This is a genomic window from Paractinoplanes tereljensis (assembly GCF_016862435.1).
Taxonomy (GTDB): Bacteria; Actinomycetota; Actinomycetes; order Mycobacteriales; family Micromonosporaceae; genus Actinoplanes; species Actinoplanes tereljensis.
Map to the genome: position 1 here is coordinate 1 of NZ_BOMY01000013.1, position 24,876 is coordinate 24,876.

Below are 24,876 nucleotides of genomic sequence, written 5' to 3' on the forward strand. Positions count from 1 at the left end.
GGGCCGGGCTGGGCCGGGCTGGGCCGGGCTGGGCCGGGCTGGGCCGGGCTGGGCCGGGCTGGGCCGGGCTGGGCCGGGCTGGGCTGGGCCGCGCGAGACCGGGCCGCGTCGGGCCGGGCCGCGTCGGGCCAGACCGCGCTGGGCCGGACCGCATCGGGCCGGACCGCGCCGAGCCGCGCCGGGCGAGGCGGGCCGGGCCTGAATGAACGCCGAATCTCTCAGCGCAGCGCAAGGCAGGAAAGAAGGGCGCCCTCCGACCGCATGCCAGGCACGAGCGAAGGCCGAACCCCTCAGCGGGCCAGCCAGGAGAGCTGGCTGCCCTCCTGGCGCGGTGCCAGGCATGCGGCCGAAGCCTCATGAACCCCGGGCCGGGCGACCAAAAGGGACTAATTCCGAGACGCGGCCTCAGCGCGCGAAATGGCCGGATTCGTCGGCGTGGCGTCGAGCGCGTCGTGGCTCTGGCGATCGCCGGGTCTGGTGCCGCGCGCCGTGGGCTGGTCGTTCCCCGAGGCGGGACCGGTTAGTGGCCCCGCCTGCGGGGAAGGGCCGATCAGGGGAATTGCATGCGGCGTGGGCGGGGAATCACTGGCGGCGGGAGCGGCAGGTCGTCCAGGTGGCTCCAGAGCAGGTGGCCGTTGTCGGTCGACTTGATCTCGCCGAGGCAGGCCCGGAGCAGACCGAGGTGCGGAGCTCCGGCGAAACCGGCGATTACCACCTCGGGCTTCGGATCGATCTTCGCGATCGCCGCGCAGATCTTGGCGACCTCGCGCTCGTCGACGGCGTCGAGCGGGAGTGGGGCCTCGGCCTGGGAACGGCGCCACGGCGGGCCGAACCGGCGCAGCAGTTCCCGGGCGAGCCGGCCGAACGAGCGGCCGACCTCGACGTCGCGCATGGACGTCAATGCGGACTGGCCGTAGCACCACGGCACCACGACATGTCCGTTGATCACAACGAGCTGGTAGATGGACTTGGGAACACTGATGATCTCTGCGCCGGGGAGCGTGCCGAGAAACAGCACGAGCTCCTCGTAAGGAAGCGGCCATCGCGGATTCGCGATCACGCGTTCCATGGTCTGCGTCATAGCGGGGTGAGCGTTGACCTCACGGTCGATCGCGGTGCTCAACGCCTCGGGAACCCGGGTCCACAGTTCACCGGCAACCTTGTCGCCGAACTGCTCGACCACCCACTCGCTCGGACCGACCAGAACGTCTGGGCGCATTCGTTACCACCACCGTCCGTGTCGCTGGCGTTACTGCTGGCTTAGAAGAGTTCCACTTCCGGTGATCGACTGGAAGGGTCGGCTTCGGACATCGCAGAAACGCTCATGAATGAAAACGAGTGCGACGATCAGAACAGAGCCACGACGATGGAGCTGCAGGTCGGAAGGCTGCGAAACATGCAACTTGCACGGCGAACCGCGCGTGCAAGTTGCATGTCGGCTTCGAATTTCAACCCGCGTACACAGTGAATCACTCCCATATTTCAGAGTGGTGACCACCGCGCAAACATCCACTCACAGTGACGGCTGAATGCCCCTCACCTGCACAGAGACATAGACCAATCCCAAAACCTTCAAGAATGGGCGCGCTCCCATACCGCCAGCTGAGATCCACAGTGGTCACTCGATCCCCCACCAGGGGCGGTCCGGCACTGGCACCGCTGCCGCGCTCGGTACAACCCAGCTGTCAGATTTCCGTCACGGGGCCGCAATAGCCACCACTTCGCCCGGTTAAGACCGTTTCCACGCGACGTGGACAGCACCGTCCACAAACTACTCACCCGGGAGATCGTTCTGTCCACATAGTGAGAGCAGAACTGATGATCAGCGCGCTACCGTGCCCGAGTGAGTACGAATACGCCGGCCGCCGAGGCCGGCCGGGTGATCGACGCGGTCCTGCGTGACCTGCGAACCGCCGATCATCGCGGGGTGGTGGTCGACTCGCCGCCCGGAGCGGGCAAGTCGACGCTGGTGGTGCGGGCGGCCGGCGAGCTGGCCGCCACCGGGACGCCGCTGATGATCGTGGCGCAGACCAATGAGCAGGTCGACGACCTGGTCGAGCGGCTCGGCACGCGGTCGCCCGAGGTCACCGTGGGGCGGCTGTCGGCGGTGGATTACCAGCCGTCCGACCGGGTGAAAGAGCACCCGGCCTGCCGGGTGGGTGCGAAGGTCGCGGATCTGGGATCACCGGCGGTCACCATCGGTACGGCGGCCAAGTGGGCCACCGTGGTCGACGGCCGCTGGCCGTGGGCGATCGTCGACGAGGCGTACCAAATGCGGTCCGACGCCCTGCTCCGAGTCGCGTCCCGGTTCGAACGCGCGCTGTTCGTGGGTGACCCCGGCCAGCTCGACCCGTTCTCGACCGTCGAGGTCGACCGCTGGACCGGCCTGTCCTGGGATCCGATGCAGAGTGCGGTCGCGGTCCTGCTGCGGCACAACCCCGACCTCCCGGTGCACCGCCTGCCGGTGTCGTGGCGCCTCCCGCATTCGGCGGCGGGCGTGGTGGCCGAGGCGTTCTACCCCTTCACCGGGTTCCGGTCGGGCACCGGGCCGGGCGATCGCACGCTGGCCTTCCAGGGCGGCAGCGGTCCGCTCGACGACGTGCTCGACAGCGCCGCCGCGACCGGCTGGGGGCTGCACCGACTGGCGAAGCGGTTCACCATCCGCACCGATGCCGAGGCGGCCGCCGCCTGCGCGGCCCTGGCGGCCCGGGCGCTGGCCCGGGGCGGGGTGACCGTCTCGGAGGCGGGCGAGCGGCCGCTGACCGCGCAGCGCATCGCGATCGGGGCCGCGCACCGCGACCAGGCCGCGGCGATCCGGGCACAGCTTCCGCCGGAGGCCACCGGCGTCACCGTCGACACCGCCAACCGGCTGCAGGGCCGGGAGTACGACTTGACGATCGTGCTGCACCCGCTCTCCGGCCGGCGCGACGCCACCGCCTTCCACCTGGAGTCGGGGCGGCTGTGCGTGCTGACCTCGAGGCACCGGCACGCGTGCGTGGTGGTGGCCCGGGACGGCATCGCGGAACTGCTCGACGAGCACCCGTCGACCGAGCCGGTGCACCTCAACGTGCCGGTGAAGTTCCCGGACGGCTGGGAGGCAAATCAGGCCATACTCTCGCATTTAAATCGATGAGTGTCGCTAATACGACAGGTTACCGCTACGTTGAGTGAATGGCGGTCTTCACGACGGCGGGGTCCTTGCGCGACGACGCCTACCGTCCCATCCTGCGTCCACGCCGCGGTGAACTGGCGGCCCTGAGTCATCTGACAGCCGGGGATGCCGCCCGGGTAATGCCCATCCTGGAGGTGGAACCGGGGCCGAGCATCCTGCCGCTGATCCGGGAGATGCCGCCGCGCACGGGAGCGATCGCGATCGACTTCGGTGCGCTGCCGGAAGACCGGGTCGACCCGATCACCATGGCCGAGTCGTTGGCCGACCTGGGCGTAGCCATGTTGCCGGTGCTCCGCCCGTACCAAAGCAGTCGCCTGTTGAGTGACCACGGCCGGGCCGCGCGGATGCATCTGCGCCGGGCGGTGTTGCGGCTTCAGCCGCATGCCGACGCCGGGAATCCGGCGGAGGCGACCGAGGTCACCGAGCGGTTGTTGCGCTGGTCCGGCCTGGTGGTCGAGGAGATCGACCTGTTGATCGACCTGGCCGAGACCGCCTGCGTGTCGCATGCGGACACGGTCGAGGAGCAGTGCCGGCGTGTGCTGCGGTGGGCGCGCGGGATGCCGTGGCGCTCGGTGAGCGTGGCGTCCGGCGCGATGCCGGCCAACCTCGACGATCTGCCGACCGACCTGCCGGTCACGGTGGGCCGGCTCGACGCCCGGGTGTGGGCCAGGCTGGGCGAACCAGGGATCGGGTACGCGGATTACGGCGTCACCTCGCCGGTCCGCCGGCTCGGGGTGCAGCGGCACCGGCAGCTGCCGACGCTGCGGTACACCGCCGAGCACAACTGGTGGATCTACCGCTGGTCGCGGCGCGGCGGCCGCTCCGACGACCGCTGCCAGGACCTGTGCCGCACGCTTGTGCATTCGGCGCACTGGCCGGCCCAGGGCGCGCGGTTCTCCTGGGGCGACGCCGAGATCGCCCGGCGGGCCCGGACGGCTCGGGGCGGCGGCAGCTCGGCCAGCTGGATGTCCTGGAGCACCTCCCACCACATCGCCCACGTCCTCTCCACCCTCTGAAAAACTGTCGTACGCTTGTTCTAATGTCACTGACAGCCGCACTGGCATACGCCCGGCATGGCATCCCGGTCCTGCCGGTGCACACGCCTGACCCGAGCGGCGGCTGTTCCTGCGACAGAGGAGTCCGATGCGATCGACCCGGCAAGCACCCCCGCCTGCGGCACGGCCTGACCGACGCCAGCACCGACCCGCGCCAGATCGAGCTGTGGTGGGCCCGCTGGCCGGCCGCCAACCTCGGGCTGCGCACCGGCATCGCGATGGACGTCGCCGACATCGACTCGGCCGAGGGCTGGCACGGCCTGATCCACCTGCTCGGCGGTTCACTGCCGGCCGGCCCGCGGGTGCGCACCGGCGGCGGTGGGTGGCACCTCTGGTTCCGGCCGACCGGGTTCGGCAACCGCGTGCACCTGCTGCCCGGCCTCGACTGGCGCGGCGCGGGTGGCTACGTGGTGGCCCCGCCGTCCCGGCACGCGGGCGGCGGCGACTACCGGTGGGTGCGCCGTCCGGGTGACGACCTGCCCGCCGGTGCGTCCGCGCTGCTGGCCCTGATCGAGGGCCCGGTCCCGTCACCCGCGCCGCACCACCCGATCACTCACCCCGACCGCTATGCGCAGGTCGCGCTGGCGGCCGAGTCCGAACGGGTGGCGGCCGCCCCGCTGGGCGCCCGCAACGACACGCTCAACCGGGCCGCGTTCGCGCTGGGCCGGCTGGTCGGGGCGGGCCTGCTCGACCCCGGCGACGTCGTCCGTGAGCTCGACACGGCCGCGCGCCGGGCCGGGCTGGGCCGGGTCGAGGTGCGGCGCACGATCCGGTCCGGGCTCACGGCGGGTCGACGGATGCCGATCGATGCCGAGTCATCGCGTGCTCCACTATTGAGGGCATGACCGATCGACGAGGCTTGAAGCCTTATGACGTGGAGGTCGCGGTGGCGGCCGGCCGGGACGAGACCTGGGAGGCCGTCACGCAGCCGGCCGTGCTGCGTCAGTGGTTCGGGTGGGACTACGACGGGCTCGACGCGGAGATCCAGCAGATCTTCGTGGACCAGGCGACGTTCCTCGCGCCGGAGCAGATGGGCTGGGCCGACGGGTCCTATCTGGAGGTCACCGGCGACGACGACCACGCGACCGTGCGGGTGATTCGCGAGGGTTCCGGCTCGGCCGGCACCGAGCGGTTCGACGCGATCGAGGAGGGCTGGCGGGCGTTCCTGGTGCAGTTGCGGTTCCTGTTCGACCGGCGGCCGGCGGGCCGGCGCCGCACGCTCTACCTGACCGGCGAGACGACCGGGCGGCAGGCGCTGGCACTGGTCGAGGGCGGCGGCGAGTGGCAGCGGTCCGGGCCGCGGGTGGCGTGGGCGGTCGACGGCGACGGCCACCTGGTCGTGGTGGCCGGCCGGCTGCCGCTGGACGACCGCGACGCGGGGCGGATGGAGGTGACGGTCTCGGCCTACGGCCTGGACGACGCCGCCTTCGAGACGCTGCGCGAGACCTGGACGAAGCGCTGGGCCCCGGCGGCGGCCGACGCCGACGTCACCACGGCGGCCGATTCAGCGCCGGAAAGCTGACCGGATTTTGGCAGGCAGGAACGGATGAACGGGGGGTCGATCAGGGGTTGCCGAGCGGGTAACCTGGCGAGGCTGAAGCGGCCGGGGGGCGACGTGCTGCGGGGAGACTTGGTCGAGAAAGCTGCGGGTGGCGTGCTGGGAGACCCGGCCCGCCTGCGTGCCGTGGGGCGCCTCGGTCTGGGCGCGCACGCCGACGTGGCCTTCGACCGCATCGCCGACCTGGTGGAGCGTCTGGTCGACGCGCCCGTCGCGCTGGTGACCGTGCTCTCGGCCGACCGGCAGTTCCTGCCGGGTCAGGTCGGCCTGCCGGAGGCGCTGGCGTCGGCCCGGGAGATGCCGCTAACCCACTCGCTGAGCCGGCACGTCCTCGAGGCCGGGCGCATGCTTGTCGTCGAGGACGTGCGCGCCGACCCGGCCATGCGGGACAACCCGGCCGTACACGACCTCGGGGCGATCGCGTTCGCCGGGGTGCCGCTCACCGACTCGGACGGCCACGTGCTGGGCACGCTCGCCGTGATGGACCGCGAACCCCGCACCTGGACCCGCAGCGAGGTCGCGCTGCTGGTCGAGCTGGGCGAGATCTGCTCCTCGGAGCTGCGGTTACGCATCGCCCGGGAGATCGCCGACGAGGCCCGGCGGCACGCCGAGTCGGCGCACGACCAGCTCAGCCTGCTGGGCGAGCTGACCGAGACGCTGTCCGCCACGATGGACATCGACAAGGCCCTCGGCCGGCTCGGCGAGATGGTCGCGGGCCGGCTCGCCGACTGGTGCGTGGTGGCGCTGGCCGAGCCGTCCGGCATCGTCCGGCATGTCTCGGCGGCACATTTCGACCCGGCCCACGCCTCGGCCGCCGGCCGGTTGGCCCAGCTCGCCGCCGACGCGCCGCGCGAGATGAAAGCCCTGGTCGCGGCAATGCAACGCACGTCCGGGCCGATCCGCCGCGACCACGCCGACCCGAAATCGCTGCACACCCGGATGACCACCGCCGAGATCGCCGAGATCGCCGAGCGACTCGGCTTCGGCTCCTACCTGGTCGCCCCGATCACCGCCCCGGTCGGCCGCCGCACCATCGGCGTCCTGATGCTGGTCAACGGGGTCGAGCGGGGCGCGTTCGGGGAGGCCGAGGAGGGCACCGCCGCCGAGATCGGCCGCCGGGCCGGGCTGGCCGTCGACAACAGCCGCCTCTACGGCCGCCAGCGCCACGTGGCCGAGGTCCTCCAACACAGCATGCTGCCCGAACTCCCCGACATTCCGGGCATCGAGCTGCACGCCCGATACCTGCCCGCCCAGGTCGGAGCGGCGGTGGGCGGCGACTGGTACGACGCTTTCGTCCAACCCGACGGCAGCGTCATGCTCGCCGTCGGCGACGTCTCCGGCCACGACATCGAGGCCGCCGCGACGATGGGCCAGGTCCGCAACCTGATCCGGGGCGACGCCTACGGCCGCGACGACGAGCCGGGTCCGCTGCTGTCCCACCTCGACCGGGCGCTGCACGGGCTGAGCATGCCGGCCGCCGCCACCGCCGTGCTGACCCGGCTGCGCCGCGCCGGCGACGGCTACGACCTGACCTTCTCCAACGCCGGCCACCCGCCGCCGGTGCTGCTGCGCCCGGACGGCGAGGTCGAGGTCTGGTGGGAGACCCCCGAGCCGCTGCTCGGCCTGGTCCCCCGCGACGACCGCAGCACCCATCGCCGCCGGGTACTCCCCGGCTCGACGCTTCTGCTCTACACCGACGGCCTGGTGGAACACCCGGCCCAACTGATCGACGACGGCATCGCCCGCCTCCGCGAGGTCCTGCTGGGCAACGCCGCCCTGCCCACCGAAGACCTCTGCGCCCGCCTGCTGACCACCGTCACCCGCCGCGACGACGACATCGCCTTGCTGGTCATCCGCCTGACTTAAAACCATATAAATACGGGCGTCGGAAAAGTCCCGTGCGCGGGGACCGGCCACCTGCAACGCACGCTCCGCGCCCGGCCGCCGGGCGGGCCCGGCCATTCACCCAGGCTCGCGGGCTCCGCCCGCCTCGCCCCCGCCGGCAGGCCGCGCCCCAGGCAGGCCGCGCCGCTCTGCGTCGCGGCCGGGTGGGATGTCCGGCGGGCGGGATCAGTCGGGCTGGTCGTCGTCGGGCTGGGCCGGGTCCGAATAAGGCTCGGGTGGGCCGCCGTGAGTCCACGGGGTCTCGGCCGGTTCGGGGAAGGCGGCGCCCGGGCGATAGGCCTCGCTCAGAGTCGTGAGCAGCAGCTTCTCGCCGACCGCGGGGACCGTGCCGGGCTCGGCCATCAGCTTGCGGCCCATCCCGCCGGACAGCTCGAGGAGCACGTCCCACCCCGTCTCGGTGCGGGTCACCGAGATGACTTTGGCCTTCTGGGCGGGCCGGGCCGGCGAGGTCAGCGTCGCCCCCGCCTCGATGCGCAGCGTCTCGGTGGTGGCCACCATGATCCGCGGGCGCAGCACCGGGCGCTTGCCGGTGTCGTCGACCCGGTCCGGGTTGGCCAGCGTCACCACCCCGCCGAACGCCACCCCGGCCAGCCGATATTCGGCCATCACCAGCGGATCGTCGAAGGCACGCTGGACCGCATAGCGGGTGGCCGCATTTTCCAGGCGCTGCAGGCGGGCGGCCGCGGCCACCGCGCCGTCCCGGCGGGGTTGGGGCAGGCCGCTCTCGGCCAGGTGCTCGACGAAGGACGAGTAGGAGTCACGGTCGCTGTCCCAGCGGCCGGCGACCCGCTCGCCGGCCGGCAGCGTGCGCAGCAGCGCGAGGGTGCGCCACATCCGCTGCCAGGTCGGCAGCAGCAGCTCCCGCAGCACCGGGGTGAGGGCCGGGTCGCCGTCGCTGATCAGCGGCGCGAGCACCCGGTTGTCGAAGTCCGGGTCGGTGGCGGGGCCGGCGACCGGGCCCGACTCGGCCTCCCGCGCGGCCGCCGCGCCCGACTCGATCCAGGCCAGCAGCGAACCCAGATGCGCGTCCTCGGCCCCGCTCTGGCCGGTCGCCCAGTGCAGGCCGAGCGCCTGCACCGCGTTGAGCAGGAGCGACGAGCCCGGCACCTCGGACGCGCCGGCCAGGAACGTCAGCCACTGGCCGAGCAGCGGCACGGTCGGCGGCACCGGATACTCGCCGTCCACCCGCCGGAACCGGGTCGACCGGCCGAACAACCGCAGGAAGTCGACGCCCCCGGTGTTCGGCACCCACACCTGCGGCGCGTCGACGAACCGGTGCCGCACGTCCCGCCCCCGGTCGACCGCCACCGCCTCGGTGTCGCCGGCGAACGAGGTCAGGTAGGGCACCAGCGCCCCGGCCAGGGCGTCGGCGAAGGCGAACCGCTCGGCCCGGTTGCGCGGCTGCGCCACGACCAGCAAGCGGGGGTCATCGGGGGCCGCGCCGACCATGGCGGCCAGCGGCGCGTTGGCCTCACCGGCCATGGCCAGCGGAATCACCACGAACGGGTGATCATGCACATGCAGGTGGCGCACGGTGGCGATGGGTTGCGCCCGGCCGGCCGCGAACGCCTGCGCGCGGGCAAGCGCGACGAGCGTGCTCATCCGGCGAGGCGCCCGGCAGCCCGAAAAGGCAAGGGCGGCAACACAGCGACGTGCGAGGCCAGCACAGGCCAAGAAAGCCCAGGCGAGGCCGGCGCGGGCCAGGAAGGCGCAGGCGGCGACGTGGCGGCGTGCGCGCTGACCGGCGTACTCACGAAAGCGCCTCCTGGCGCAGGCGGGCCGCGGCGCGCAACAACGCCGCCGCCTCCTCCTGATCGGGGGTCGGCGAAGCCGCCCCGGTCGACAGGTCGAGCGCCAGCGCGACCGTCTCCACCCCGCCGAGCGACTCCCGCACCGACCGGCCGAGCGCGGCGGTCGAACCGGACGCCTCGTCGCGGCAATAGACCGACATTTCGCACGACGAAAGGCATTCGGGCACGTAGCGCGCGGAAACTTCGGCGAGCGACGCAAGAAGCGACGAAACCGGCAGCGCCTCGTCGAACGACACCGAGTCCGGCAGGGCGTCGATCAGCGACGGCACCGAGGCCAGCCGGGACAGCTGGCGGCGCAGGGTGGAGAGCTGTTTCCGCACGTCCAGGAGCACGGCGACCGGCTCCAAGGAGAAATTCTCCGGGCAGACCAGCACCACCTCGTGGCTGACCCGGTCCTCGCCGAGCAGCTCCCGCAGGGCCAGGACGTAGACGGCGGCCTGCACCGCGGCGGCCGAAACCTTTGCGGCGTCGGCCTGGTCGTCGACGACCGCGAACGACTTGATCTCGACCACCCGCAGCCGGCCCTCGCTCTGGAAGGCGATGAGATCCGGTTCGAGGAAGACCGTCTGGCCGGCCACCGACAGGGTCAGCAGCGGATGGTCGATCAGCGCCGAGGTGGCGGAGGCCAGCAGCGAGCGGGTGCGGTCGTGCCGCGCGGTGAGGGTGTCGTCCGCGTCCTCGCCGAGGTCCTGGTAGTCGACGACGCCGACGTCCAGCACCGACCGCAGCAGCGCGCAGTCGTCCGCCTTGAGCATCGCCTCGAACGCGTTTCCCCGGGCCAGCGCGAACCGCGACTGACCGAAACTGCCCGGGAAGCCGATCCGCTCGGCCAGCTTGACCTTGTCGATCCCGGCCGCGTCGAGCACCGACCGCCGGGCGCAACCGGGGTTCCCGGTCAGCGCCGCGATGGTCCGCGCATTGTGCCGTTTCGCCTTGGCGTTGCCGCGCAACCGATCCAGTTTCACCCAGGTCCTCGCTGGTGGGGCACGCTCGGCAGGCCGAACAACTGCTGCCGCGGGTCGAGCGCGGCGGCCCGCGCCACCGCGGCGGCCCGGACCGGAACCTCGGCCGCGAGCTGGGCGGCCAGCCGCGGCGACGTCAGCGCGGCACGCGCCGCTTCGGCCAGATCAACTGCTTCCACCCCATGCGGTACGCGGGGAGCCAGCTCGCGCAGAAGCCGGGTCGCGGCCCGCCCCGGCCGCAGCGCGACGAACTCGGCCACCCGAATGACCATGGTGAGCTCGTCGGCCTGCCGGTGCGCGGGGGTGACGATGCGCCGCTCGATCGGCCACTCGGCCAGCGCGAGCACGCCGGGAGCCGCGGTCAGGTCGGGTCGCAGCGCCGCGCACAGGCCGGGCACCCGACCGGCCAGGTCGGCCATCGAGAGGTCGCCGTCGAAGATCGCCGCGTGCACGTCCACCACCAGCCGGGCGCCGACGGGCGCACCGATCAGGAGCAGCGCGTGACGGGCCTGCTCACCGGTGCTCGGTAGCGTGCTCAGATGGTTCACCGGGCCGCTCTCGGTCGGGGGATCTGGCGGGATCGACTCTAGATCTTCTTACACTGACGCGGCAATAGGGGGACGATCGCCACGTTTCACCCACGATAGCGATTAAGGTTCGCATATCGGACGTCGGGCGCGGCGCGCGCTACGTTCGACGGTATGCCGAAGGCCATCTGGAACGACGAAGTTATCGCCGAGAGCGACGACACCGTGATTGTCGAGGGCAACTACTACTTCCCCCGCACATCGGTGCGCGAGGAAGTGCTGGTTCCCTCCGAGACTCACTCCGTCTGCCCGTGGAAGGGCAAGGCGTCCTACTACACATTGTCGTCAAACGGGCACACCGCTCCGGACGCGGTCTGGTTCTACCCGGAGCCCAAGCCGGACGCCAAGGCCGTGCGTGACCGGGTGGCCTTCCGCAAGGACGTCCGAGTAGAAGCCTGACCATGTGGGGCCCGCTCACGCGATGCGCGGGTGGGCCTCCTCGATCGCGGACACCTCGAGGTAATCGAGCATGTCCCCCTGTTCCGCCGGGTCGAGCGCGCCGAACGCCTCGTACGCCGACGCCCGGGAGTGTTCGGTCTCGGCCGCCAGCAGCGCGATGATCGCCGACCAGGCCAGCGAGACCCGGTCGAAGAGCCGCGCGTGCCGCAGCGAGGTCAGCCGGCTCAGCATCGCCACCTTGGTCGCCGCGTCGTCGTCGTGCGCGATCCGGTCGGAGAGCTCGAACAGCGCCTTCCCCCGATAGGGATGCTCCGCCTCGATCATGCGCGCCAACTCGGCGTTGCTCATCCGGTCGACCGCGGGGGCCGGACCGCGCCGGGGAAGCTGGGGAGATTCACCGGGCACGGCTGTCCCTTCCGCTCTCGTAACCGTTGCCGGGCGACTGCTGCGGCAGGGTGGGCACGTTCTGAAAGCTGGGGAACGGCATCACCGGCATGGCCGGTTCCTCCGTCGCCCCGGACCGGGCGAGCGCGTCGAGCACCAGACGCCCCGCCTCGGTGTCGGCCCCGACCGTCTCCTCGACCGCCGCCTCCACCTGTTCGGCCAACGCCGCGTGCGCGCGACGTATGGTCCGCAGGATCTCGTCCGAGAGCGAGGCACCGCTTAATCGCTGCACACGGTCGTCGAGCCGTAGGCCGGTCACGACACCGGACCCGGTCACGGTCACCGTGACCACGCCGTCGTCACCGGTCGCCGACGCGCTGAGCGCCGCGAGCCGATCCGCGAGAGTTCCACCCGGCACAGTTTTGTCCTCCGTTGCCGACTTTCGGTCTGTTGGCGTCCTATGAGATCACGGGTGTGCAACGACGGCATCCGCACCCGCCCGTACAACGCCCGGGCACCACCCGCCCTGGCGACCACCGTAACCTTCAGGCAATACATTGATTGTCACCGCCAACGGGGAGAGAGGGTGTCGTGGACCGGACCGCCGAGGACGGCGCCGCCGAATGGCGATCGCCGATGGTCGACGTCGCCGGCCTGTCCCTCGAGGAGCTGGCCCGGCACGAGGGTGACTCGGCCCTGGCTCATGCCCTGCGCCGGCTGGCCGACGAGCAGACCGACCCGGGCGAGCCGATCGCCGGCTTCAACTCCGCGTTGTAACCGGTGAAGTCCTTCCGGCTCACCGACGCGGCATTTGCCGAGCTGGCGGCCGGTCGGCCGACCGCGGACACGGTCGGGATCCTGCGCCGGGCGCAAGCCAGCCGCCACCTTCTGCTGCTCGGTGAGATCCGCCGGCGCGGCGGCCCGATTCCCGACCAGATCGAGCTGTACGACCCGATGGCCGCCCTGCACACGTCGGTGACGCTGGCGGCCCGAACGCCCCCACCGCCCCGGGTCGCCGGGCCGCATCACCTGAGCTCCACGCATGACGGCCTCACCCTGCGGGTGCGCCTGGAGGACACCGACCCGCTCCGCGCACACCTGGGCCTGACGCCTTCCCGACAGCTGACCCCGGACGAGGTAACCACCTGGCAGCGCCTGCTCACCGAGGCCTGGCGGCTGCTGACCACCCGGCACCGCCCGGCCGCCGAGGTCCTGGCCGCGGTCCTGTCGGTGATCGTCCCGGTGGAGGCCGACGCCGGCTCCGGCGGTCTGAGCGCCACCTCGGCGAACGCCTTCGGCGCGGTGGCCATCTCCACCCCGGCCGATCCGCGGTCGTTCGCGGTCGGCCTGCTGCACGAGGGCCAGCACAGTCTCCTGAACGCCACCAACACCCTGTTCGACCTGGTCAACCCGGGCGGGCCGCGGGTCTGCTCGCCCTGGCGGGACGACCCGCGCCCGCTCTCCGGCCTGCTGCACGGGGCGTACGCCTACCAGGCGGTGACCCGCTTCTGGCGCACCGAGGCCGCAGCCCGGATCCCGGCTCAGCGACAGGGCCGAGTGGCCCTGTCACCCCACCCGGCCCTCGCCGAGAATTCTCTTGCCCACCTTCCCGTCGCCGAGCCGCCCGCACTCCACGAGGCGGGACCGCGCGGGGCGGCGACGGGAAGTGCTGGGCCGGCGGGGCTCGGGAGCCGCCTCGCCGAATTCGAGTTCGCCCGCTGGCGAGCAGCCGTGGCAGGGGCTGCCGAGGTGCTGCTGGCCAGCGGGCGCCTGACTCCGGCCGGCACGCGGTTCGTGCAGGTCATGCACCACGAGGTGAGCGGGTGGCAGGCAGACGCCGTCAACCCGCGGGTCGCTCGGCTGGCCGACGGAGCCAACGCCGAGCATCGAGCTCGGTGGCGGCTGCGCAATCTGGCCGTCCCCGATGACGTGGTGGCCGAGCTGGTCGCGGCCTGGCGGCGCGGCGAGCCGGCCCCCACCGGCACGCGAGCCGACCTCCGACCGGACGACGGACGCCGGCTGGAGGCCAGCGAGCGGCTCGCCCTCGTGCACCGGCTACTCGGTGCGGGTGACTATCGGGGTCGGGCCGGCAGCGGGGACGACGCCTACCTGGACGGGGAGGCAGGGACTGCCTACGCCGCGTACGTCAAGGATTTGGAATTTCGGTCCGAAGATCTTGATCTTTGGTCCGGCCTGGCGCTGGTCTCGCCGCATCGGGCCCTGCGCGAGCAGCCCGAACTAGTCCGGGCCGGGTGGCTCGCGCTGGAGAACGTCGGACTGGACGCCATAGCGGGGTGGCTCAGTCGAGGCACCCGGTCATAGCGGTGGGAGGTCCACGTCTGTCTCCAGCCGCTCGCCGGCCGCGACCCGGGTCAGCGTCGGGTGCCCCTCGCCATAGGCCTTGACCAGCGCGGCGGTCGCCTGGTGCCGGGCTTCCTCGTCGCCGCCGTCGAGCACCGCGTTCCACCCGCAGGCCAGCGTGTCGGGGTGTTCGGCGCCGCGCACCAGCTGGGACCGCTGCCAGGTGTCCGCTGCGATCTGCTGCGCCTCCTGCCGCTCGCCCAGCCCGAACAGGTCGGTCGCGTAACCATTGGCGCAGGCCAGCGTGAACGGGTGATCGGAGCCGACGCTGCGCCGCAGGCCGCCGAGTGCCTCCTGGTCGATCCGGCGGGCCTCGGCGTGCCGGCCGGTCGCCCGCACCACCCCGGCCAGCCCGGCCGAGGCGGCCAGCGTGAACGGGTGATCGTCGCCGAGCACCGAGTGATAGCGGATCACCGCGCGTTCGAGCAGCTCGTGGGCCCGGTCGAGATCGCCGCCGGCCCGGGCCGCGTTGGCCAGCGTGACCACCGCGGCGAGCGTCTCCACGTGCAGGTCGCCGAAGCGGCGGCGGGTCAGCGTCGCGGTGGTCTCGGCCAGGCCGAGTCCGTCGGCGAGCCCGCGCCGGCGGGCCGCCATGGCCGCGACCCGGCTCGCCCACAGCGCGAACGGGTGATCGTCGGGCACCGCGTCGCCGCGGACGGCGGCCAGCGCCTCGGTGGCACCGCTGTAGTCGCCCAGTCCGAACAGGTCGAACGCGAGCCCGGCCCGGGACGACAGGATCTCCGGGTGGCCGTCGGCCAGGATCGCCTGCCGCTGCCGGAGGGTCTGGGCGTCGATCGTGCGGGCGCCCCGGAAGTCACCGAGCAGGCGCAGGTCGGCGGCGAGGTTGTTGGCGCAGCGCAGCGCGGTCGGGAAGCCCTCGCCGAACAGCCGCCGGTAACGCACCAGGTTGTCGCCGTCGAGCTGGCGGGCCTGCTCGAAATGGCCGCGGATGCGCAGGTCGGCGCCGACGCTGTTGGCGGTGGCCAGGGTGGTCTCGTCGTCGCCGCCGAGCACCTCGCGCTGGGCGCGCAGGGTCTGCTCGTTGAGCACCCGCGCCTCGGCGCTGCGACCCACCGCGCGCAGCGCGTTGGCCAGGTGGAACGAGGCGAGCAGGGTCTGCTCGTCGTGCTCGCCGAGAGTCTCCCGCCAGCGGGCCACCGCGGCGGCGGCCAGCGCCCGGCTGGAGTCGTAGTCGCCGCCGGCGTAGTGGTAGCGCACCGCGTTGATCACCAGCTGGCGGATCTCCTCGGTGCTTGCCCCGAGCACGTCCGAGTGGATCAGGTGCGGGGTCAGCTCGGCGTACCGCGGGTGGCCGGTCGGGTCGTCCGGGTCGCCGGGATCGGCCGCGGCCAGCATGCCCCGGACCGTGGCCAGCAGGGTGCCGTGCCGCTCGGAACTGAGGCCCTGGCCGAGCATGCCGCGCACCAGCGGGTGCACGATCAGGTGTTCGCCGGGCGGGTCGAGTTCGGCCAGACCGTACCGGCCGATCAGGCGCAGCGCGGTCTTCAGCCGGCGCTCGATGCCGACCGTGCGGGCCAGCTCGACCGGCAGCGGCAGCATCCTCGCGCCCCACAGCAGCCGCCAGGAGACCGGCGCGCTGCCCAGGAAGGCGCAGAGCTCGAGCAGTTGGTAGGCGGCCGGGGCGTAACCGCGCAGCGCGTCGGCGGCCAGCCCCCAGGACACCCGGATCGGGGTGGGAAAGGCCAGCTCCGCGGCGAGCGCGTCGTACCGCGACAGGTAGTCGGCGACCGGCCAGCCGGTCGCCGCGCGGACCGCGGCGGAAAGATCGAGGGCCATCGGGACATCGGCGAGGCGGTCGGCCAGCAGCTCGGCGTCGGCCAGAGCCAGATCGGGGGTACGCCGCCGGAGCAGATCGACGCTGTCGGCCCGGTCGAACACGCCGATCGGCTCGGACTGGGCCACCTCGGCCGGCCAGCGCGGGTTGCGGCTGGTGATCAGCACGTGCCCGGCGCCACTGGGCAGGTAGGACTTGATCTCCTCGGGCCGGTTGGCGTCCTCGAAGACCACCAGCCAGTTGCGGAACGGCTCGCCCCGGCTCAGCGCGTCGCGCACCGCGGCCAGCGTGCGGTTCATGTCGCCGGTCTCGGCCAGCCCGAGTCGCTGGGCCAGGCCGATCAGCGCGGCCCGGGTGCCCGCCGACTGCTCGGCGGGGATCCACCACACCAGGTCGTACGTCTCGGCGTAGCGGTAGACATATTCCACCGCCAATTGGGTACGTCCAGTGCCGCCCAGTGGATGGTCCTCGCCGGGCAGCAGCACGACAGGTCCGGTCGCCAGCCGGCCCCGCAATCGGGCCAGAAGATCCTCGCGGCCCACGAAGCGGGGGTTACGCGGCGGCAGACCGCCCAGGATCGGCACACCACGCTCCTCACGTGTTTGGTGATGCCGATTACCGTACGTGGAACCATGACGACTGTGGAAGAAGGACCCGTTGCCTGACGAGATCGTGACGAATCTCGACCGTGACGCGGGCACCACCACCGTGGCCCTTCAGGGCGAGGTCGACGTGCTCACCGTCGACCAGGTGCGGGTGGCCCTGGAGGAGGCGCTGGCCGTCCGACCTCGGGAGATCGTGGTCGAACTGCGCGACCTCAGCTTCATCGACTCGACCGGCCTGGGCGCGCTGATCTTCGGATTTCAGCGCGCCCGGGACGCGGGCATCCGATTCCGGCTGGCTCACCCGAGTCGGCCGGTGCACCAGATCCTGATGCTGAGCGGCCTGCTCGAGGTCGTGGAAGTCACGCTTTAGATACCACCGGCGCCAGTCCGATGCCCGGCGCGATCGGCTTGAGCCGCTTTCCGGCGAACAGCATCAGGCTGAGCAGACTGGCCAGGATGGCGAGCGCCCCGGCGCCGTACCAGGCCGCGTTGTAGGTGCCGAGCTGGTCGCGGAGCAGGCCGGCGGTGGTGGCCGCGGCGGCCGCGCCGAACTGGTGCGAGGCGAAGACCCAGCCGAAGACGACCGGCCCGGAGGCACCGAAGTACTCCCGGCAGAGGGTCACCGTCGGCGGCACGGTGGCCACCCAGTCGAGGCCGTAGAACAGGATGAAGACCACCATGCTGGGGTGCGCGGTGGCCGCGAACAGCGACGGCAGCACCAGCAGCGACAGCCCCCGGCCGAAGTAGTACACGCCGAGCAGCACCCGGCTGTCGACCCGGTCGGTGAGCCAGCCGGAGACGATGGTGCCGGCGATGTCGAAGAACCCGACCAGGGCGAGCAGGCCGGCCGCGGTGGTCTCGGCCATCCCGTGGTCGTGCGCGGCCGGGATGAAGTGGGTGCCGACCAGGCCGTTGGTGGTGGCGCCGCAGATCGCGAAGCCGCCGGCCAGCAGCCAGAACGGCCGGGTCTTGGCGGCCTGCCTGAGCGCCCGCAGCGCGGTGCGGGCCGCGCCGGCCGGGGCGATCGGCTTGGGTTCCTCAAATTCGCCGCCGAGGGCGCCGAGGCCGAGCTCGGCCGGGTGGTCCCGCAGCTTCCACCCCACCAGGGGTACGACGAGCAGCGCCACCCCGGCCACGGTCAGCGCCGCCACCCGCCAGCCCTGGCTCTCGGTGAGCCGGGCCAGGACCGGCAGGAAGACCAGGTTGCCGGCCGCGCCGCCGGCCGTGAGCACGCCGGTGACCAGGCCGCGGTGCTTGACGAACCAGCGGTTGGTGATGACCGCGACGAAGCCGAGCGCCATCGAGCCGGTACCCAGCCCGACCAGCACGCCCCAGCAGAGGATCAGCTGCCAGCTCTGGTGCATGAAGACGGTGAGGCCGGAGCCGGCCGACACCAGCACGAGCGCCACCATGATCACTCGACGGATGCCGAACTTCTCCATGAGCGCGGCCGCGAACGGCGCGGTCAGGCCGTAGAGCAGCAGGTTCACCGAGACGGCGGCCGAGATCGTGCCGAGCGACCAGCCGAACTCGTCGTGCAGCGGGCGGATCATGACGGACGGGGTGGCCCGGAAACCCGCCGCGCCGACCAGGGCGACGAAGGCGATCACGGCGACGAACCAGGCCGGGTGAATGCGGTACGACTTCTGCACGCTTCAGATCCTGGATTGTCGCGGCCGTTCAGGCGAGTGGCCGGAAGGCCATCATGCGCAAGAATTGGGCCATGCAACATCTGATCGCCGAATTGGTGCTCGACGGCGTGGTCGGCTTCGACCTCGGCACGCCCCCGCAGGTATTCAACGCCGCCCGGCGCTCCGACCACGACCGTTTTTACCGGGTGCACGTGTGCGGTCCCGGCCCGGTGCGCAGCACCGGCGGGTTCACCGTGGTGCCCGACTACGGCCTCGAGGAGCTGGCGAGAGCCGACACCGTGATCGTCCCGGGCATCGGCCGGGGCGGCCCGCTCACCGACGGCACCCTCGACCCGGCGGTTCGCGAGGCCCTGGTCGCCGCGCACGAGCGCGGCGCCCGGATCGTCTCGATCTGCACCGGAGCCTCGGTGCTGGCCGCCGCCGGCCTGCTCGACGGCCGCCCGGCCGCCACCCACTGGGCCTGGGCCGGCGAGATCGCTCCGCTCTATCCGCAGGTCAAGTGGAACTTCGACGTCCTGTTCGTGGACGACGGCGACATCCTCACCTCGGCCGGGGTCGGCGCCGGTATCGACCTCTGCCTGCACATCGTGCGCACCGACCACGGGCAGGAAGCGGCCAACCGGGCCGCCCGCCGATGTGTGGTGCCGCCGTTCCGGGAGGGCGGCCAGGCCCAGTACATCGAGCGGCCGGTGCCGCAGAGCGCAGGCATCGGCACCGAGCCGACCCGCAACTGGGCGCTCGATCGGCTCGCCGACCCGGTCAGCCTGGAGGACATGGCCGCGCACGCCCGGATGAGCGTGCGCACCTTCACCCGGCGCTTCCGGGAGGAGACCGGGGTGAGCCCGCGCCAGTGGTTGCTGCGCCAGCGGGTGTCTCACGCTCAGCTTCTGCTCGAGTCGACCGATCTGGGTATCGAAACGGTTGCCCGCCGATCCGGCCTGGGCAGCGGCACGGCGCTGCGCCAGCACATGCAGGCGTCGATCGGGGTGGCGCCGAGCGCGTACCGGAAGACCTTCCGGCCGGTCACTCAGTAATACGCCTCGACGTCCGATGTGAGAGACAAGACCGAATTGTCTCCCTGAGGATGTAATGGACCAGACGTTCCGCCCGCTGCTTGAAGCGCTCAAGCAGATCGGCGTCGATGCGCAGGCCGTCGACGCGGCCGCCCAAGAGGCGCAGCGCAGCGGGCGCTCGGTCCGTGCCGTCCTGATCAACGACCAGGTCGTCACCGAGGAGCAACTCACCGCGGCGGCCGCGGCCGCCTTCGGCATCAACACGATCGACCTGGTCAGCTTCACTCCCGACCCGCAGGCGCTCAAGCGCATCCCGATGTCGGTGGTGCTGCGGCACCGGGTGATCGGTCTGTCGATCAACGACGGCGAGTTGGTCGTCGGTGTCACCGACCCCGGCGACGTGGTGGCCCTGGACGACGTCCGGGCGGCCACCGGCATGACCGTGCGGCCGGCCGTGGTGGCCCGCTCCGAGGTCCGCCGGATCATCGAGAAGCTGCAGCGCGAGTCCAGTGACCTGGGCGATCTGGTCGACGAGGCCGAGGACACGGCGATGTCCGCCCAGGCGGCCGGCGTCGACGACGCGCCGATCGTGCGGTACGTGAACAACCTGATCGAGCAGGCGGTCATGAACCGCGCCTCCGACCTGCATCTGGAGCCGACCGAGGACGAGATGCGGGTCCGCTACCGGATCGACGGCGTGCTGCACGAGGTGGACATCGTGCCGCGCGGCGTGATGGCCGCCCTGATCTCGCGCATCAAGATCATGTCGGGCGTCGACATCACCGAGCGGCGGATCCCGCAGAACGGCCGGATCACCGCGCTGATCCGCGATCGGCCGGTCGACCTGCGTACCGCCACGCTGCCCACGGTGTGGGGCGAGAAGATCGTGCTGCGGGTGCTGGACACCGGCGGCATCGACCTGGACATGAACAAGCTGGGCTTCACCCAGCACAACCTCAGCCGGTTCGCCGAGTCGTTCACCAAGCCGCACGGCATGGTGCTGGTCACCGGGCCGACCGGGTCCGGCAAGTCGACCACGCTGTACGCGACGCTGGGCCGGATCAGCAAGCCGGAAGTCAACGTGATCACGGTCGAGGACCCGGTCGAGTACCGCCTGCGCGGGGTCAACCAGGTGCAGGTGAACGCGAAGGCCGGGCTGACCTTCGCGGCCGTGCTGCCGGCCATTCTGCGGTCCGACCCGGACGTGGTGCTGATCGGTGAGATCCGGGACAGCCACACCGCGCAGATCGCGGTCGAGGCCTCGCTGACCGGCCACCTCGTGCTCTCCACCCTGCACACCAACGACGCGCCCGGCGCGGTCACCCGGCTCACCGAGATGGGCATCGAGCCGTTCCTGGTCGGGTCGTCGCTGGACTGCGTGCTCGCCCAGCGACTCTCCCGGCGACTCTGCGACTGGTGCAAGGAGGCCTACACGCCGACCGAGGAGGAGCTGATCGGAGCCCGATGGCCGTTCGAGGACCTGGTCGTACCGGAGGCGCTGTACCGGCCGAAGGGCTGCCGCAACTGCGCCAACACCGGGTACCGCGGCCGGATCGCGATCCACGAGGTCATGCCGATCTCACCGGAGATCGAGTCGCTGACCATCCGCCGGGCCTCCTCCAACGAGATCCGCGAGGTCGCCCTCGACCAGGGCATGTACGACCTGCGGGCGGACGGCCTGGCCAAGGCGTCCGGCGGCCTCACCTCGGTGCGCGAGATCTCCCGGGTCGCCATCTGAGGGGGCACCTTAACGGACTTCGACCTAATTAGCACGATTCTTGTGAAATGCCTCCTAAAGGCAACCGAGCCGGTGCCGAATTTAGAAGGCATCAGGATTCCGCGAACAGATAGCCGGTGCGATGAACACGACCGATCAATCGGTGACGCAGCAGGCGGCGCCGGTGGCGCCGCCCGCCTCCACGTCGGGCGATCTGGCCGTGCTCAACCAGATGCTGGTCACCCTGGTCGAGTCGAAGGGCTCCGACCTGCACCTGACCGTCGGCACCCCGCCGATGATCCGGGTGCACGGCTCGCTGCGCCCGCTGCCCGGTTACGGCAACCTCAACTCCTCGGACACCGCGCTGCTGGCCCGGGCGGCGATCACGGCCGAGCAGTGGCAGACGTTCCAGAACAAGCAGGAGCTCGACTTCGCGCACAGCATCGTCGGCGTCTCCCGTTTCCGCGGCAACCTCTACGTGCAGCGCAACTCGTGCGGCGCCGTCTTCCGGGCCATCCCGCACGAGATCAAGCCGCTGGACGAGCTGGGCATGCCGGACTCGGTGACCCGCTTCGCCCACCTGCCCCGCGGCCTGGTGCTGGTCACCGGCCCGACCGGCTCCGGCAAGACCACCACCCTCGCCTCGGTCCTGGACCTCGCCAACCGCAGCCGCGCCGCGCACATCATCACCATCGAGGACCCCATCGAGTTCCTCCACCCGCACAAGCGCAGCGTGGTGAACCAGCGCGAGGTGGGCTCGGACACCGAGGACTTCGCCAGCGCGCTCAAGCACGCGCTGCGGCAGGACCCGGACATCATCCTGGTCGGCGAGCTGCGTGACCTGGAGACCACGTCGACCGCGCTGACCGCGGCCGAGACCGGCCACCTGGTGCTGGCCACCCTGCACACGCAGAGCGCCACCCAGACCATCGACCGGGTCATCGACATCTTCCCCCCGCATCAGCAGCTGCAGATCCGGGCCCAGCTGGCCGCGTCCCTGCAGGGCGTGGTCACCCAGGCCCTGGCCCCGAAGGCGGACGGCAAGGGCCGGGTGGCGATCGTCGAGATCCTCACCGCGACCCCGGCCATCCGCAGCCTGATCCGCGAGGGCAAGTCACACCAGATTCCCTCGTTCATGCAGGCCGGCGGGAGCGAGGGAATGCTCGCCTTCGACCAGCACCTGGCCGAGAAGGTGCGGGAGGGCGTGGTGACCTTGCAGGTCGCCCTCGAGCTCTGCCATTCGCAGGAGGAACTCAAGCGACTCATCGGCCGGATGTGATGGCATGCCCACGACCAAGACGTTCCACTACAACAGCATCGACGCCGCCGGGCGCAAGTCCAAGGGCACCGTCGAGGCCCCCAACGAGGCCGCGGCGACGCAGACACTGCGCCAGCGTGGCGAGGTGCCGCTCGAGGTCACCGAGGCCGGCCAGGGCCTGAACCGGGATCTGAAGATCCCCGGCCTGGGCGGCCGGACCACCCTCAAGGACCTGGCGGTCTTCTCCCGCCAGTTCGCCACGATGACCGCGTCCGGCATGTCGCTGCTGCGATCGCTGGCGATCCTGGAGGAACAGACCTCGTCACCGCCGCTGCGGAAGGCGCTCGGCGAGGTCCGCACCGACGTGTCCGGTGGTGTCTCGCTCTCCGCGTCGATGGCCAAGCACGAGAAGGTCTTCCCACGCCTGATGATCGCGATGGTCCGGGCCGGCGAGACCGGCGGCATGATCGACCGCGCGCTGGAGCAGATCGCGGACAGCCTGGAGAAGGACACCGCGCTCCGCGGCAAGATCAAGGGCGCGCTGACCTACCCGGCGATCGTGCTGAGCTTCACGTTCGTACTGATCGCGGCGGTCTTGATCTTCATCGTTCCGATCTTCGAGGCGATGTTCAAGAGCCTTGGCGGCCAGCTGCCGGCGATCACCCAGTTCCTGGTCGACGCGAGCCACAACATGTGGTGGATCGGGCCGTTGATCATCATCCTGCTCGTCGGCGGCACGGCCGCTTACAAGCATCAGGCGCGCACCAGTGCCGACTTCCGGCTGGCCGTGGACAAGCTGAAGGTGCGGGCGCCGGTCTTCGGCTCGCTGTTCCAGAAACTGGCCATGAGCCGCTTCTCGCGCAACCTGGGCCTGCTGCTGAACGTCGGCGTGCCGGTGATGCAGGCGCTGGCCGTGGTCGGCGAGACGACCGGCAACGAGGTCATCAACGTCGCGATGAAGGACATCCAGGCGGCCGTGCGGGACGGCCAGCCCATGTCGTCCGCCATGCGGCACCACAAGATCTTTCCCACGATGGTCACCCAGATGGTCGAGGTTGGTGAGGAAAGCGGTCAGATCAGTCAGATGCTCGACAAAGTCGCCGATTTCTACGACAGGGAAGTCGACAGCGCCGCCGAATCCCTGACCGCCTCCATCGAACCGATCATGGTCCTCGTCATGGGTGCGGTGGTGGGCGGAATGGTGGTCTGTCTGTACCTCCCGATGTTCACGATCTACCAGAACATCCAGTCCAACTGAGCTCTCAAGTACGTGCGCAAACGACCGATTTTGGCAGGCCGTAAGGCCGCACACCCCTTCCCCGCACTCCTGAACCAGAGAGGCACCCCCACATGACCGACATCATCAACCGGCTCCGCTCGAAGAAGGGCGACGAGGGCTTCACCCTCATCGAGCTCCTGGTCGTCGTGGTCATCATCGGCGTGCTAGTCGCGATCGCCGTCCCGGTCTACCTGAACTACCGCAAGGGCGCGGCCGACAAGTCGGCCCAGTCCGACGTGCGCGGTGCGGTCAGCGCGGTCGAGCAGTACTACACCGACAACGGCAACGTGTACCCGACCGCCGTCGCCGCCACCGACGGCATCGTCACCAAGGTCACGCTGGCCGCGCAGACCGGCGGCAACGCGGGCACGATCACGCTCTCCAGCGGCACCAAGTTCCAGCTCGCGAACAACGGTGCGTCCTACGTCATCTGCGCCACCAGCAAGGACGGCTCGAACAAGATCTACGTCTACAACAGCCTGAACGGCGGCTCGGTCAAGGCGTCCACGGCGGCCGACCTCGCCACCTGCATCACCACCGGCTGATCACCTGTCGCTGCCCGAGGAGGTCGCTATGCCGGATGAGCTGCTGCTCGTCTATGTCGGCCTCCTCGGGCTCGCGATCGGTTCGTTCCTGAACGTGGTGATCCACCGGGTGCCCCGCAACGAGTCGCTGGTCCGGCCCGGGTCGCACTGCCCGCACTGCGGCCACGCGATCCGGGCCCGGCACAACGTCCCGGTGTTCGGCTGGCTGCTGCTGCGCGGCCGGTGCGCCGACTGCAGCGCGCCGATCAGCATGCGGTACCCGCTGGTGGAGGCCGGCACCGCCGCCCTGTTCGTGGCGGTCGCCGCGAAGTTCGGCTGGTCCTGGGAACTGCCGGCGTACCTCTACCTGGCCGCCATCTCGATCGCGCTGGCCGCGATCGACATCGACCTGATGCGGTTGCCGGACAGGATCGTGCTGCCGTCGTACGCGGTGGCCCCGCTCCTGCTGCTGCCGGCGGTCATCGCCGAGCACAGCTGGGACGCGGCCATCCGCGGCCTGATCGCGGCGGTCCTGCTCTACGCCGGTTACTGGATCCTCGCCGTCCTGCCGAAGGGCATGGGCGGCGGCGACGTCAAACTCGCCCCGCTGCTCGGCCTCTACCTCGGCTGGCTGGGCTGGAGCTCGGTGGTCGTGGGCGCGTTCGCCGGCTTCCTGCTCGGCGGCGTCGCCGGCGCCCTGCTGATGGCCGCGAAACTGGCCACCCGCAAGAGCCGCATCCCGTTCGGTCCGTACATGCTCGCGGGCGCCTTCCTCGCGGTCTTCGCGGCCGCACCGATCGCGGACTGGTACGCGAACCTCATCCTCCCCACCGCCTGAG

General features: G+C 71.2%; 23 protein-coding genes and 1 pseudogene. 16 read left to right on the top strand and 8 right to left on the bottom strand.

Annotated features, from left to right (window positions below):
* Nucleotides 1-202: pseudogene (locus Ate02nite_RS09175) on the top strand (hypothetical protein); the annotation flags it as partial.
* 348 nt (nucleotides 203-550) lie between these two features.
* Here the strand turns inward: Ate02nite_RS09175 and Ate02nite_RS09180 are convergent.
* Nucleotides 551-1,219 carry a hypothetical protein gene (locus tag Ate02nite_RS09180; RefSeq protein WP_203802195.1) on the bottom strand — a complete coding sequence of 223 codons (669 nt, stop codon included), beginning with the start codon at nucleotides 1,217-1,219 and terminating at the stop codon, nucleotides 551-553.
* 624 nt (nucleotides 1,220-1,843) lie between these two features.
* Between Ate02nite_RS09180 and Ate02nite_RS09185 the strand changes: the two genes are divergently transcribed.
* The 5 genes from Ate02nite_RS09185 (at nucleotide 1,844) to Ate02nite_RS09205 (ending at nucleotide 7,651) form a co-directional block, all read left to right on the top strand.
* Nucleotides 1,844-3,133, top strand: coding sequence for an AAA family ATPase (locus tag Ate02nite_RS09185; RefSeq protein WP_203802198.1), 1,290 nt, complete (start codon nucleotides 1,844-1,846; stop codon nucleotides 3,131-3,133).
* A gap of 38 nt (nucleotides 3,134-3,171) precedes the next feature.
* A complete protein-coding gene (locus Ate02nite_RS09190) occupies nucleotides 3,172-4,188 on the top strand; it encodes a beta family protein (protein WP_203802201.1) in 1,017 nt (338 codons plus the stop codon).
* Between the two features lie 23 nt (nucleotides 4,189-4,211).
* Nucleotides 4,212-5,072, top strand: coding sequence for a bifunctional DNA primase/polymerase (locus Ate02nite_RS09195; protein WP_203802203.1), 861 nt, complete (start codon nucleotides 4,212-4,214; stop codon nucleotides 5,070-5,072).
* A complete protein-coding gene (locus Ate02nite_RS09200; RefSeq protein ID WP_203802206.1) occupies nucleotides 5,069-5,749 on the top strand; it encodes an activator of HSP90 ATPase in 681 nt (226 codons plus the stop codon). Before Ate02nite_RS09195 ends, Ate02nite_RS09200 begins: the two co-directional genes overlap by 4 nt.
* Before the next feature lie 132 nt (nucleotides 5,750-5,881).
* Complete coding sequence (locus Ate02nite_RS09205) at nucleotides 5,882-7,651, top strand: SpoIIE family protein phosphatase (protein WP_239147253.1); 1,770 nt, start codon at nucleotides 5,882-5,884, stop codon at nucleotides 7,649-7,651.
* Nucleotides 7,652-7,855: 204 nt separating this feature from the next.
* Here the strand turns inward: Ate02nite_RS09205 and Ate02nite_RS09210 are convergent, their stop codons facing one another.
* The 3 genes from Ate02nite_RS09210 to Ate02nite_RS09220 form a co-directional block, all read right to left on the bottom strand.
* The gene (locus Ate02nite_RS09210; protein ID WP_203802214.1) at nucleotides 7,856-9,292 is read right to left on the bottom strand and encodes a hypothetical protein; all 1,437 of its coding nucleotides are present in this window, start codon (nucleotides 9,290-9,292) and stop codon (nucleotides 7,856-7,858) included.
* Nucleotides 9,293-9,440: 148 nt separating this feature from the next.
* Nucleotides 9,441-10,466, bottom strand: a complete 1,026-nt coding sequence (locus Ate02nite_RS09215; protein WP_203802215.1) for a PD-(D/E)XK nuclease family protein — start codon at nucleotides 10,464-10,466, stop codon at nucleotides 9,441-9,443.
* Nucleotides 10,463-11,011, bottom strand: a complete 549-nt coding sequence (locus Ate02nite_RS09220) for a hypothetical protein (protein ID WP_203802216.1) — start codon at nucleotides 11,009-11,011, stop codon at nucleotides 10,463-10,465. The genes Ate02nite_RS09215 and Ate02nite_RS09220 overlap by 4 nt, the downstream gene beginning before the upstream one ends.
* Nucleotides 11,012-11,164: 153 nt before the next feature.
* On the opposite strand from Ate02nite_RS09220, the gene Ate02nite_RS09225 reads away from it, so the two are divergent.
* Nucleotides 11,165-11,449 (top strand): DUF427 domain-containing protein, encoded by a 285-nt coding sequence (locus Ate02nite_RS09225; RefSeq protein ID WP_203802218.1) that lies wholly within the window; start codon nucleotides 11,165-11,167, stop codon nucleotides 11,447-11,449.
* 15 nt (nucleotides 11,450-11,464) lie between these two features.
* Here Ate02nite_RS09225 and Ate02nite_RS09230 read toward each other — a convergent pair whose 3' ends face one another.
* Both Ate02nite_RS09230 and Ate02nite_RS09235 read right to left on the bottom strand, forming a co-directional pair.
* Nucleotides 11,465-11,854 (bottom strand): hypothetical protein, encoded by a 390-nt coding sequence (locus Ate02nite_RS09230; RefSeq protein WP_239147254.1) that lies wholly within the window; start codon nucleotides 11,852-11,854, stop codon nucleotides 11,465-11,467.
* Nucleotides 11,844-12,251: a YbaB/EbfC family nucleoid-associated protein gene (locus Ate02nite_RS09235; protein ID WP_203802219.1), complete on the bottom strand. Its 408-nt coding sequence runs from the start codon at nucleotides 12,249-12,251 to the stop codon at nucleotides 11,844-11,846. Before Ate02nite_RS09235 ends, Ate02nite_RS09230 begins: the two co-directional genes overlap by 11 nt.
* A 173-nt stretch (nucleotides 12,252-12,424) precedes the next feature.
* Here Ate02nite_RS09235 and fxsA point away from each other — a divergent pair, with 173 nt between their 5' ends.
* Together fxsA and Ate02nite_RS09245 are read left to right on the top strand one after the other, a co-directional pair.
* Nucleotides 12,425-12,610 (top strand): FxSxx-COOH cyclophane-containing RiPP peptide, encoded by a 186-nt coding sequence (gene fxsA, locus Ate02nite_RS09240; protein WP_239147255.1) that lies wholly within the window; start codon nucleotides 12,425-12,427, stop codon nucleotides 12,608-12,610.
* A gap of 3 nt (nucleotides 12,611-12,613) precedes the next feature.
* Entirely contained in the window at nucleotides 12,614-14,155 is a 1,542-nt protein-coding gene (locus Ate02nite_RS09245; RefSeq protein WP_203802220.1) for an aKG-HExxH-type peptide beta-hydroxylase, read from the top strand.
* Here the strand turns inward: Ate02nite_RS09245 and fxsT are convergent.
* The gene (gene fxsT, locus Ate02nite_RS09250; protein ID WP_203802221.1) at nucleotides 14,150-16,573 is read right to left on the bottom strand and encodes an FxSxx-COOH system tetratricopeptide repeat protein; all 2,424 of its coding nucleotides are present in this window, start codon (nucleotides 16,571-16,573) and stop codon (nucleotides 14,150-14,152) included. The genes Ate02nite_RS09245 and fxsT overlap by 6 nt on opposite strands.
* Nucleotides 16,574-16,646: 73 nt before the next feature.
* Here fxsT and Ate02nite_RS09255 point away from each other — a divergent pair, with 73 nt between their 5' ends.
* A complete protein-coding gene (locus tag Ate02nite_RS09255) occupies nucleotides 16,647-16,964 on the top strand; it encodes an STAS domain-containing protein (protein ID WP_203802222.1) in 318 nt (105 codons plus the stop codon).
* On the opposite strand, the gene Ate02nite_RS09260 is transcribed toward Ate02nite_RS09255, so the two are convergent.
* Complete coding sequence (locus tag Ate02nite_RS09260; protein ID WP_203802223.1) at nucleotides 16,954-18,246, bottom strand: MFS transporter; 1,293 nt, start codon at nucleotides 18,244-18,246, stop codon at nucleotides 16,954-16,956. The genes Ate02nite_RS09255 and Ate02nite_RS09260 overlap by 11 nt on opposite strands.
* A gap of 71 nt (nucleotides 18,247-18,317) precedes the next feature.
* Here Ate02nite_RS09260 and Ate02nite_RS09265 point away from each other — a divergent pair, with 71 nt between their 5' ends.
* From Ate02nite_RS09265 to Ate02nite_RS09290, 6 genes are all read left to right on the top strand, one after another.
* A complete protein-coding gene (locus Ate02nite_RS09265) occupies nucleotides 18,318-19,280 on the top strand; it encodes a GlxA family transcriptional regulator (RefSeq protein WP_239147256.1) in 963 nt (320 codons plus the stop codon).
* 55 nt (nucleotides 19,281-19,335) lie between these two features.
* A complete protein-coding gene (locus tag Ate02nite_RS09270; protein ID WP_203802241.1) occupies nucleotides 19,336-20,997 on the top strand; it encodes a GspE/PulE family protein in 1,662 nt (553 codons plus the stop codon).
* Between the two features lie 121 nt (nucleotides 20,998-21,118).
* A complete protein-coding gene (locus Ate02nite_RS09275) occupies nucleotides 21,119-22,255 on the top strand; it encodes a type IV pilus twitching motility protein PilT (RefSeq protein ID WP_203802243.1) in 1,137 nt (378 codons plus the stop codon).
* A 4-nt stretch (nucleotides 22,256-22,259) separates the two neighbouring features.
* Nucleotides 22,260-23,492 carry a type II secretion system F family protein gene (locus Ate02nite_RS09280; protein ID WP_203802246.1) on the top strand — a complete coding sequence of 411 codons (1,233 nt, stop codon included), beginning with the start codon at nucleotides 22,260-22,262 and terminating at the stop codon, nucleotides 23,490-23,492.
* A gap of 92 nt (nucleotides 23,493-23,584) precedes the next feature.
* Complete coding sequence (locus Ate02nite_RS09285; protein WP_203802247.1) at nucleotides 23,585-24,058, top strand: type II secretion system protein; 474 nt, start codon at nucleotides 23,585-23,587, stop codon at nucleotides 24,056-24,058.
* Between the two features lie 28 nt (nucleotides 24,059-24,086).
* Nucleotides 24,087-24,875: a prepilin peptidase gene (locus Ate02nite_RS09290; protein WP_203802248.1), complete on the top strand. Its 789-nt coding sequence runs from the start codon at nucleotides 24,087-24,089 to the stop codon at nucleotides 24,873-24,875.
* Nucleotide 24,876 lies beyond the last annotated feature (1 nt).